This is a genomic window from Actinosynnema sp. NPDC023794 (genome assembly GCF_040639675.1).
GTDB classification, from domain to species: domain Bacteria; phylum Actinomycetota; class Actinomycetes; order Mycobacteriales; family Pseudonocardiaceae; genus Actinosynnema; species Actinosynnema luteola.
The window spans coordinates 21,761-29,019 of sequence record NZ_JBFAFR010000056.1 but is presented as its reverse complement, the minus strand read 5'-3'; the positions used below and the strand labels follow the sequence as shown (position 1 = coordinate 29,019).

Sequence of the window (7,259 nt, the reverse complement as noted above, 5' to 3'; positions counted from 1 at the left end):
ATACCGCCCGATGCCGCCCACCCGACCCCCCCCCCCCCGCCCCCGCACCCGGGCCCCCCCGGGGCGCGGGGGGCGCGGGGCGGTGGCGGTGTGAGCATGCCGCCCAGGTCCTCGAACAGGACGCCGCACCTCGCGCCCGCGCCGACCGGGTAGCCGTGTAGGAGCGAGGTGGTGACTCGGCACTGGCGCGCCTTCACCGCAGCGAGCTTATTGCATATGATTTGCAGGTGCATCACTATTGCGTCAGAGTGGCGACGCGGGATGACCTCGATTCGGCATGTCGCAGCCGTCACGACTCGTGAGGATCCCGCATGGCAGAGTTGGTCTCCGGAGCGGTGACGGGTTCCCGGGAACGGGGGCTGCGGCGTGAGCGGACCTGGAAGACGCTGTCCCCGCTGTTGCGTCTGCTGATCCTGACGCAGCTCGCCTTCAACGTCGGCTTCTACGCCGTGCTGCCGTTCCTGTCCGAGCACCTCGGGTCCATCGGGATGGTCGGCTGGCTGGTGGGGCTGGTGTTGGGGCTGCGGACGTTCAGCCAGCAGGGCCTGTTCGTGCTGGGTGGTGCGCTCGTCGACCGCTACGGGGTGCGGCCGGTGGTGCTCGCCGGCTGCACGTTGCGGATCGTCGGGTTCGCGTGGTTGGGGTACGCCGAGCGGCCCGCGGCGGTCATCGGCGCGGTGCTGCTGATCGGCTTCGCCGCCGCGCTGTTCTCCCCGGCGGTCGAATCCGAGGTCGCCCGGCAGGCGGTGACCTGGGAGCAGGCGGGCGCGGGGCCGCGGACCAGGGTGTTGGCCCTGTTCACCGTGGCGGGCCAGGCCGGGGCGTTCGTCGGCCCGCTGCTGGGCGCGCTGTTGCTCGCCGTGGACTTCCGCGCCGTCTGCCTCGCCGGCGCCGTGGTCTTCGTCCTCGTCCTCGCCGGGCACGCGTGGCTCATGCCGCAACACATCCCCGGCAGGACCCGGGTCACCGTGCGGGGCGGCGTGCGGGCGATGCTGCGCAACCGCCGCTTCCTGGCCCTGTGCGGCGCGTACGGCGCCTACCTGCTGGCCTACAACCAGTTCTACCTCGCGCTGCCGGACGAGGTGTCGCGAGCCGCGGGCTCGCAGGCGCCCCTGGCGTGGCTGTTCGCCCTGTCCTCCCTGCTCGTCGTGTCCGCCCAGCTGCCGGTCACCCGCTGGGCCGCGAACCGGCTGGACCTGCGCAGGTCCATGATGCTGGGGCTGCTGCTCATCTCCGCGGCGTTCGCCGTCGTCGCCGCCCGGCCGGCCGCGTGGACGGGAGTCGTCGGACTGGCGCCGGCGGCGGGCTTCGTCGTGCTGCTCACCGTCGGCCAGATGCTGGTGGTCCCGACAGCCCGCGCGTGGGTTCCCGACCTCGCCGCGGAGGGCAGGCTCGGCCTCTACATCGGCGCCCTGTCCTCGGTCTCCGGCTTGATCGTCCTCGTCGGCAGCGCGGCCACCGGCTCCCTGCTCGACCTGGGCCTTCCGCATGCCGTGCCCTGGCTCGTGCTCGCCGTGATCCCGGCGCTGGCCATCGTGCTGCTTCCCCGCGGCGTCGACAGTCCTCAATCGACGGACAAGCCGCGCGACACCACGACGTGCAGGACGCCGGTGTGACCGGTGACCTGCGCCAACCCGGCCAACCGCGAGTTCCGGCAGAGCGTGCGTGCGGGTGTGCAGGGACTGTGAACGAGCTCGACTGACAGCCTCCGTCACGGTGACCTGTCCGCGGAGACCGCCAACGGCGCCTGGAAGCTCCAGGTGCCCGACGTCCTGGACAGCCACTCTGTCGGACTCATGCCGGCATCTGCTCCACCCGGAGGTGCTGGAGAACGGTGTGCGGGTCACCTTCGGCGGCCAGCCGTCCGTCCTGGAGCACCAGGCAGTGGTCCGCCCGCGATGCCTCGTCCAGGTCGTGCGTGACGTGGATGGCCGTCACGCCGTTGGCCCGTGCGTCGGATATCGCGGTGGAGATGTCGCGCCGGGCCTGTGAGTCGAGGCCGGCGTCGGGTTCGTCGAGCAGCAGCAGGTCGGACTCCTGCGCGAACGCCTGCGCGAGGAGCGCGCGCTGGCGTTGTCCCCCGGACAGCGAGCTGAGCCGGCGTTGCGCGAGGTCGGCGATGCCCATCCGGTCCAGGCAGGCGCCGACCAACTCCTTGTCCGTCCTGGTCAGCCGTTGCCACGGGCTGCGGTGTGCCCACCTGCCCATGGCCACCGTCTCCCACACGGTGATCGGGAGTCCGGTCGGGACGGCACTGTGCTGGACGACGAACGCCGGGCGCCGCGTCCCGATCTCCACGTCGCCCATCGCGGGGGTGATGACGCCGGCGAGGACGCCGAGCAGCGTGGACTTGCCGGAGCCGTTGGGGCCCACGACCGCTGTCACCTTGGCGCGCGGGAACTCCGCTGTCACCTCGTGCAGCACCGTGTGCCGGGCATGGCCGGCCGACAGCCCGCGAAGCCGTACGGCGTAGCGGTCCGAAGTGGACTGCTCCGACGTGTGTGCCATGACACCCTCCACTTAGTTGTAGTGATTCTCATTTTCAATATACGGTCCTCGGCGTGGACTGGTTGCTTGCCCCCTTCGAGGTTTCGTTCGTACAGCGGGCGTTGTGGGCCGGAGTGCTCGTCTCGTGCCTTTGTGCACTTGCCGGGACGTGGGTCGTGTTGCGCGGCATGGCGTTCCTCGGTGACGCGATGTCGCACGGGATGCTGCCCGGCGTCGCGATCGCGTCGTTGTTGGGCGGCAACCTGTTCGTCGGTGCCGCGGCGAGCGCGGGCGCGATGGCGTTCGGTGTGACGGCACTCGGACGTACCCGGCGGTTCTCGCAGGACACCAGCATCGGGCTGCTGTTCGTGGGCATGCTCGCGCTGGGCGTCATCCTCGTCTCGCACTCCGAGTCGTTCGCCGTGGACCTGACCGCGTTCCTCTTCGGCGACGTGCTCGCCGTTCGCGCGCAGGACCTCGGTCACCTCGCCGCGGCCCTGGCTGTTGCCGCGCCGGTCGCGTTGTGGGGGCATCGCGCGTTCGTGGCGTCGACCTTCGATCCACGCAAGGCTCAGACGCTGGGGCTGCGCCCGCGGTTGGCGCACGCGGTGCTGCTCGGCCTGGTGACCCTGGCGATCGTGGCGTCGTTCCAGGTGGTCGGCACGTTGCTCGTGTTCGGTCTGCTCGTCGCGCCACCCGCCGCCGCGACGTACTGGGCGAGCCGCATTCCGACGATCATGCTCGGCGCGGCGGTGCTGGGTGTGACCGCCACCGTCGCCGGCCTGCTCGTCTCGTGGCACGCGGGCACCGCCGCGGGTGCGACCATCGCGCTGGTCGCCGTCGCGCTGTTCTTCGTGGCGGCGCTGGGTGCCCGGGTGCGCGACCGGGTGCGGATCGCCGGCGCGGGCGGGCAGCACGCGGTGCTGATCGCTGCGGTGGTCATGGTGCTGCCGCTGGCCGGTTGTGGCACGAAGCCCGCTCAGGAGGAAGTGCCGCACGGTTACGTCGAGGGTGCGGAGGAGACGGCGGAGGCGCAGTCCCGGCTGGTCGTGGCCGACGAGCGCACCGGTGCTGTGCGGGTCGTCGACCTGATCACGGAGGAAGTGACCGACGTCGGCGAGGTGGACGGCGTCCGGGCGATCACCGGCGATGGCCGTTTCGCGTACGTCACCGGTGAGGGATCGGTGCGGATCGTCGACAGCGGTGCCTGGATGGTCGATCACGGCGACCACGTGCACTACTACCGCGCCCGGGCCGGGGACGTCGGTTCCGTCGCAGGGGACGCGGTGGTGAACGCGGACAGCGACCCGGCCGTCACGGCGGTGGCGTTCGACCGCGGTGGCACGACTCTGCTGGACCGGCAGGGCCTCGACGGCGGCACGGTGACCGCACGCGGCGAGCTCGAGGGCGGGGTCGCGGTGCCTCACGCCGAGCACCTGCTGGTGTCGGGATCCGACCGCGTGACGGTCAAGACCAGGGACGGCAAGGCCGTGACGACGATCGAGCAGCCCTGCCCGAGTCCGCGCGGCCAGGCGGTGACCCGGCGGGGCGTCGTCTTCGGCTGCGCCGACGGCGCCCTCGTGGTGACCGGGAAGGACGGTTCCTTCGCGGGCGAGAAGATCCCGTATCCCCGTGCCGTGCCCGAGGCCGAGCGTGCCGCCCGGTTCAACCACCGGCCCGGCAGCACGACGCTCGCGGCCGAAGCGGGGCACCTCGGCGTCTGGTCGCTGGACGTGCGGGCGAAGGAGTGGACGCTGGTCGAGACCGGACCAGTCACCGCCGTGAACGCGGTCGGCGAGGGAGGACCCCTGCTGACGTTGACCGCGGACGGCGTCCTGCACTCCTACGACACCAAGACCGGCAAGCAGATCACGCAGCGTCAGGTGCTCGGCGCGCCCGTCGCGGAGGGCAGCGTGCCGCCGGTGATCGAGGTCGACCCGAACCGCGCCTACGTCAACGACGCCCGGGCGCGTGCCGTCCACGAGATCGACTTCAACGACGACCTGCGCGTCGCCAGGACCATCCGGCTGGAGATCGAGCCGGCGCACATGGTGGAGACCGGACGGTGAAGCGACTCCTCGCGGTGACCTGCGCCCTGGTGCTGGCGCTCGTCGGATGCGGCAGCGAAGACGGGCAGCGCACCGGGATCGTGGTCACCACCAACATCCTCGGCGACATCACGCGGAACATCGTCGGCGACGCGGCCCCGGTCACGGTGCTGATGAAGCCGAACGCCGACCCCCACTCGTTCGCGATCTCCGCGCAGGAGGCGGCACGGCTGGAAAGTGCCGCGCTCGTCGTCTACAACGGACTCGGGCTGGAGGAGGGCGTGCTCCGGCACGTCCGCGCGGCCGAGCAGGCCGACGTGCCGGCCCTGTCGGTGGGCGACCAGGTCGACCCGATCCGCTACACGACCGATGACGTCGCGGGCCGGCCGGATCCGCACTTCTGGACCGACCCGAAGCGCGTGCGCAGAGCCGTCGAAGTGATCAGCGAGCGCGTCATCGAGCACGTCGACGGCATCGACGCCGACGCGGTCCGCGCCAACACCGCGCGCTACCTCGGCGAGATCGACCGGCTCGACAGCTGGACGGGTGAGCGGTTCGCCGCCATCCCGGGGCAGCGCCGCAAACTGGTCACCAACCACCACGTCTTCGGCTACCTGGCCCAGCGCTTCGACTTCCAGATCGTCGGGGCAGTGATCCCCAGCGGGACGACGCTCGCCTCGCCCAGCGCGTCCGACCTGGCCTCGCTCGCGGAAGCCGTCCGCACGGCAGGCGTCGGAGCGATCTTCGCCGACTCCTCGCAACCCGACCGCCTGGCCCGCGTGCTCGCCGAACAGGCGGGCGTGCGCGTCGAGGTCATCCCCCTGCACTCCGAGTCGCTCACCGCGGCCGGCGGCGGAGCAGCGACCTACCTGGAGATGACGCGCGCCAACACCGAGGCCATCGTGCGCGGCCTCGCCAATGACTGACACGACACCCCGAGCAGGAAGTTGAGAAGCAGATGAGAAGCTGGTCGCGAACGTGGACCACGGCCGTGGTGTCCACAGTGGCCTCGACCCTGGTCCTTGCCGGTTGCGGTGCCGAGAAGGCGCCGCAACCCGCGTCGGGCGCAGGCTCCGTGGTCGAGCCGGTCGCCGTCACCTATGACGGCGGAATCTACGTGCTGGACGGCAAGACTCTCGAGGTCAAGGCCGACGTCAAGCTGGCGGGCTTCAACCGGCTCAACCCCGCGGGCGACGACAAGCACCTGATGGTGTCGACGTCGAGCGGGTTCCGGGTGCTCGACGCCGCCCGCGGCGAGCTGACCGACATCGAGTTCCCCGGCGCCGAACCGGGCCACGTCGTCCGGCACGCCGGGCGCACCGTGCTGTTCACCGACGCGACCGGCGAGGTCCGGGTCCTCGATCCGGCCACGCTGGGCAGCGCGGAGCGCACGGTCGAGACCTACAAGACCGCCGAACCGCACCACGGCGTCGCGATCGAGCTGGCCAACGGCGAACTTGTCGTCACGCTCGGCAACAAGGACAAGCGCGTCGGGATCGCGGTCCTCGACGAGGACCGCAAGGAGATCGCCCGCAACGAGGACTGCCCAGGCGTCCACGGCGAGGCAGCCGCGAAGGACGAGGTCGTGGTCATCGGCTGCCAGAACGGGGTGCTGATCTACCGCAACGGCGCGATCACCAAGGTGCAGAGCCCCACGGAGTACGGTCGCATCGGCAACCAGGCGGGCAGCGACCACTCCGCGATCGTCCTCGGCGACTACAAGCAGGACGCCGACGCCGAGCTCGAACGCCCCACGGGGATCTCGCTGATCGACACCACCACCGGCGCCCTGAAGCTCGTCGACATCGGAGCCAGCTACACCTTCCGCTCGCTGGCGCGCGGCCCGCAGGGTGAAGCGCTGGTGCTCGGCACCGACGGCGAGATCCACGTCATCGACCCGGTCAAGGCCGAGGTCACCCGCACCATCCCCGTCACGGACACCTGGCAAGAACCCCTGGAGTGGCAGCAGCCGAGGCCCGCGATCTTCGCCAGGGGCGGCACCGTGTACGTGTCGGACCCGAACAAGCAGCAGGTGCACCGGATCGACCTCGCCGCCGGCACGGTCACGGCAACCGCGTCGCTGGCCCAGAAGCCGAACGAACTCAGCGGCGTCACGACCTGAGGCCGTGACCGGGGGAGAGCCGGTTCTCGGTGCCCCGCGATGCGTTTCGTCGGCTGCGGCGGGCGAATCGGCGGGAGGTCGTGACCGTGCCGGCGCGCGAACCGCAGCCGCGCCGGCGGTCACGACCAGTCCGGCGGCCACCTCGTCTCCCCGAAATCCGGGGACGCTGATCCGATGGCGGTGGGTGGCACCGGTCGGGCCGTGGACGAAGGGTCGATCCCCTCGAATCGTGGAGACGGTGTTTGCCACTTCGAGCCACCGCCGCCGCGGTGCATTCGGTGGGTTCAATCGGTCGTTGCAACACCTCGATCGTGGAGGTGTCAGGTCAACGCCGTCATCACCCACTGGCACATGCTCCAGGAGCAGGCCCATGCGCACCTGGGCCCTGACCACCCCGACACCGTCGCCACCTGCCGCAACCTCGCCTACTGGAAGAAGTCGTCAGAGCAGGCGTGACGCCGATCCGTCATCGGTCACCGACCACGTCGGAGCCCGCGTAGGACCCGCGTCGAGGCCTTCAAGATCAGGGTGGTGGCGGGCCGGACACGACGGTGCCCGGCCCAGGCGGTTCCCCGGGCCGGGCACGCGAGCACCGGTCACGC

At 71.1% G+C, this 7,259-nt stretch carries 4 protein-coding genes and 1 pseudogene; 4 read left to right on the top strand and 1 reads right to left on the bottom strand.

The genetic code is table 11. From position 1 onward, the window contains the following. Positions 1–311: 311 nt before the first annotated feature. Positions 312–1,616, top strand: a complete 1,305-nt coding sequence (locus AB0H12_RS43560) for an MDR family MFS transporter (RefSeq protein WP_499632153.1) — start codon at positions 312–314, stop codon at positions 1,614–1,616. A gap of 178 nt (positions 1,617–1,794) precedes the next feature. Here AB0H12_RS43560 and aztA read toward each other — a convergent pair whose 3' ends face one another. Then, positions 1,795–2,508, bottom strand: a complete 714-nt coding sequence (gene aztA, locus AB0H12_RS43555; RefSeq protein WP_499632150.1) for a zinc ABC transporter ATP-binding protein AztA — start codon at positions 2,506–2,508, stop codon at positions 1,795–1,797. A gap of 53 nt (positions 2,509–2,561) precedes the next feature. Between aztA and aztB the strand changes: the two are divergent. The 3 genes and pseudogenes from aztB to aztD all read left to right on the top strand — a co-directional run. After that, a pseudogene (aztB, locus tag AB0H12_RS43550) lies at positions 2,562–3,380 on the top strand (zinc ABC transporter permease AztB); the annotation flags it as partial. A gap of 1,172 nt (positions 3,381–4,552) precedes the next feature. Further along, positions 4,553–5,461 carry a zinc ABC transporter substrate-binding protein AztC gene (gene aztC, locus AB0H12_RS43545; protein WP_499632147.1) on the top strand — a complete coding sequence of 303 codons (909 nt, stop codon included), beginning with the start codon at positions 4,553–4,555 and terminating at the stop codon, positions 5,459–5,461. A 32-nt stretch (positions 5,462–5,493) separates the two neighbouring features. Then, the gene (gene aztD / locus AB0H12_RS43540; RefSeq protein ID WP_499632144.1) at positions 5,494–6,657 is read left to right on the top strand and encodes a zinc metallochaperone AztD; all 1,164 of its coding nucleotides are present in this window, start codon (positions 5,494–5,496) and stop codon (positions 6,655–6,657) included. Positions 6,658–7,259 lie beyond the last annotated feature (602 nt).

What these genes read in the sequence shown, in the direction of transcription:
- AB0H12_RS43560 (WP_499632153.1), top strand. Translation starts at nt 312, where the DNA reads ATGGCAGAGTTGGTCTCCGGAGCGGTGACGGGTTCCCGGGAACGGGGG.
- aztA (WP_499632150.1), bottom strand. Translation starts at nt 2,508, where the DNA reads ATGGCACACACGTCGGAGCAGTCCACTTCGGACCGCTACGCCGTACGG.
- aztD (WP_499632144.1), top strand. Translation starts at nt 5,494, where the DNA reads ATGAGAAGCTGGTCGCGAACGTGGACCACGGCCGTGGTGTCCACAGTG.